The 3,292-nt window shown below is 36.3% G+C and carries 3 protein-coding genes and 1 other annotated feature; all 3 genes read right to left on the bottom strand.

Annotation, left to right across the window (positions count from 1 at the left end):
* Positions 1-128: 128 nt before the first annotated feature.
* Positions 129-1,166, bottom strand: coding sequence for a methionine ABC transporter ATP-binding protein (locus ACT8VG_RS09030; protein WP_187011646.1), 1,038 nt, complete (start codon positions 1,164-1,166; stop codon positions 129-131).
* A 42-nt stretch (positions 1,167-1,208) separates the two neighbouring features.
* Positions 1,209-1,444 (bottom strand) — a binding site (T-box leader).
* Positions 1,445-1,590: 146 nt separating this feature from the next.
* Positions 1,591-2,100 (bottom strand): NUDIX domain-containing protein, encoded by a 510-nt coding sequence (locus ACT8VG_RS09025; RefSeq protein ID WP_195921101.1) that lies wholly within the window; start codon positions 2,098-2,100, stop codon positions 1,591-1,593.
* Positions 2,100-3,292, bottom strand: a 1,193-nt coding sequence (locus ACT8VG_RS09020; protein ID WP_444195674.1) for an iron-containing alcohol dehydrogenase, incomplete at its 5' end; no start/stop codon positions are given. The genes ACT8VG_RS09025 and ACT8VG_RS09020, both read right to left, overlap by 1 nt.

Here is a 3,292-nt window from a genome sequence, read left to right as displayed (position 1 = left end):
CTACTACAATAACTGCTAATAAGATTCCAATAACCACTGAGATTAAACCACTGATTACCAACATTAATAATGTATCAATAATAGCTTGTGGGAAATCTGAAGCAAACTCTATAACGTTTGGAAATAGCTTAGTTACCACGTTTAATCACCTCCACTTTAACTCCCTGTTGTTTTGTGAATTCTAATGCTTTCTTGATATCTACATCTTCACCTGTAAAGATTGTAATAAGTGTACCAATTGGCTGTCCCTGGATAATTTCTACATTCCCAAAGATAATAGAACAATCTACATTGTAATCTCTTGATAATACTGAAATTAATGCGACATCTGTATTAGAACTCTGATACTGTAACTTTACCATCTGCTGGTTTTCATTTAACTGTGTAATACGATGATTGTCTTTGATCAATTCATCAATCTTATTAAGATTATTTGTAGTAGCGATAAAGTTCTTAGTAATCTGATGCTGTGGATTAGAGAAGATATCAACAATACTGCCTTGTTCTACCACACGACCATCTTCCATGACTGCCACCTTATCACATACTTCCTTGACTACAGCCATTTCATGAGTAATTAAAATAACTGTTAAGCCAAATTCTTTATTTACTTTCTTAATAAGCTGAAGAATACTTTGTGTTGTCTGAGGGTCTAAAGCACTTGTGGCTTCATCACATAGAAGTACTTTAGGATTGTTGGCAAGCGCTCTTGCGATTGCAACTCTTTGTTTCTGTCCTCCAGATAACTGACTTGGATAAGAATCTTTTCTTTCTACCAAATCGATAAGTTCGAGTAATTCTAAGACTCTCTTTTGAATCTTATCCTTACTCCAGCCTAGATGTTTTAATGGAAAAGCGATATTGTCGTAAATAGTACGACTGTTGTAAAGATTAAAGTGCTGGAAGATCATTCCAATCTTTTCTCTTTCTTTTCTTAAATCTGCATCGGATAGTTTTAATAAATCTTTATCCCCAAATACAACAGCGCCGCTATCAGGTTTTTCTAATAAGTTGATACATCTTACTAATGTAGATTTACCAGCCCCTGAGAAACCAATAATACCGTAGATTTCACCTTCTTCAATATTCAGACTGACATCCTTGACAGCATGGACATCGCCATCTTTAGTCTTAAAAGTCTTTGTAACATGTTCTAAGTGGATCATGTTCTCTCTCCTTCCCTTAAATAAAAAACGTTCTCATCCATATAATAGGACGAGAACGTATCGTTTCGTGTTACCACCTAAATTCATTATTAAGTCACCTTAATAACCTCTTCGAGTACATGCATACTCTATCGCTGTAACGGGCGCTCCCGTCATGACTTACATTTCAGCCATGCAACTCCAAGACCATCTTCCTATAACTTCCCTTCATTCCTTCTCAGCTAACGGAACTCTCTGTATAAGTTTCATTACAGTACTCTTCTTTTCACTGTCTTTTCTTGATGTGGTTTCATCTTAGCACCACAAATTTAGTGCGTCAACACAAAACACGATAATATCTACTATTTTAGTAGGATTATAGTTTTATAAAATAGGGTACCATAGTTTTAAACTATATCAGTGTGTAAAAAAAGGATCTGTATTTCTACAGACCCTTATCTATAGCATCATGAATAATATCAGCATGATCAAAGGCAAGATCATTCATACCTATATTGATATCACCACATCTTAAATGTGTTTCATCGACAATAGTGAACCATTTTGCTTCTTTGGCATCATCACCAGCTTCTGGATGAATACTCTTCTTATCTACATCTGCATAAAATGCAGTAGACACAACCCATCCACGAGGATCTCTTCCCGGCTGACTATAAACACCTACAAGCTTCATAGACACACCTTCTATACCTGTCTCTTCTTTAAGTTCTCTTGAAGCCGTCTTTTCAATCGGTTCATTCTTATTAGCGAAGCCACCAGGCAGTGCCCATTTACCTATATAAGGATGTCCACCACGTTTAACCAATAGAATCTCTGTCACATCAGAATGAGCAAAGATACAAATATCAGCTGTCAGTGAAGGTTTAGGATATTTATCAGGATTATAGCTTTTTAAAAATTCTTCTTCTGTAAGACCGTTCTTATCTCTACACATTAGAAATCAACTTCTGTATCGTAGTAGCAAGCCTTTAATAATTTTTCCATTTCTTCCTGAGTTGGAATACGTGGGTTAGAACCTGTACATGCATCAGCAATAGCGTTCTTAGCGATTTCTGGTAATCTTTCTAAGAATACATCTTCAGGTACAAATCCAACTTCAGCTGGTAAACCATCAGCACCATAGTGGTTGATACTATGTGGGATATTTAATGCATCATTCATACCTCTTAAGTATTTAATTAATAATGCAACCTTTTCATCATCATTTTCTCCACCTAAGTGCATGTAATCAGCAATTACACCATAACGTTTCTTAGCTGTTTCATCTTTAGCGTTATAAGCAATAACCTTTGGTAAGTACATAGCATTAGCTGCACCATGGATAATATGTCCACCCTGGTCTACGAAAGCAGCACCAGTCTTATGAGCCATTGAATGTACGATACCTAATAATGCGTTAGAGAATGCCATACCTGCTAAGCACTGTGCATCATGCATATCATCTCTGCAGCTCATATCACCACTATATGATTTAACTAAGTTAGCCTGGATCATTTCAATTGCATGAATAGCAAGTGGATCAGTATAGTTACAGTTTGCAGTAGATACATATGCTTCAATTGCATGAGTCATAGCATCCATACCTGTATGAGCAACTAGTTTAACTGGCATAGTTTCAGCTAAGTCAGGATCTACGATAGCAACATCTGGAGTGATTTCAAAGTCAGCGATTGGATATTTAATACCTTTATCATAATCAGTAATGATTGAGAAAGCTGTAACTTCAGTTGCAGTACCACTTGTAGATGGGATTGCGCAGAAATGAGCTTTCTTTCTTAACTTTGGAATACCAAATACTTTACACATTTCTTCGAATGTGATTTCTGGATATTCATACTTAATCCACATAGCTTTTGCAGCATCGATAGGTGAACCTCCACCCATAGCTACGATCCAGTCAGGCTTGAATTCTTCCATAACTGCAGCACCTTTCATAACTGTAGTTACTGATGGATCTGGTTCGATACCTTCATATAATTTAACTTCCATACCAGCTTCTTCAAGATATTTAACAGCTCTATCTAGGAAGCCATTTCTCTTCATACTTCCGCCACCTACACAGATAATAGCTTTCTTACCTTCTAAGTTCTTAAGGTTTTCTAAGGCACCTTTGCCATGATATAAAT

Source organism: Catenibacterium sp. (assembly GCF_052354645.1).
Taxonomy (GTDB): domain Bacteria; phylum Bacillota_I; class Bacilli_A; order Erysipelotrichales; family Coprobacillaceae; genus Catenibacterium; species Catenibacterium mitsuoka_A.
This window is presented reverse-complemented; position numbering and strand designations above follow the sequence as displayed.

Bases quoted from the DNA above. Each gene is read 5' to 3' on its own strand.
- ACT8VG_RS09025 (WP_195921101.1), bottom strand. From the start codon at position 2,100: ATGTGTAGAGATAAGAACGGTCTTACAGAAGAAGAATTTTTAAAAAGC.
- ACT8VG_RS09030 (WP_187011646.1), bottom strand. From the start codon at position 1,166: ATGATCCACTTAGAACATGTTACAAAGACTTTTAAGACTAAAGATGGC.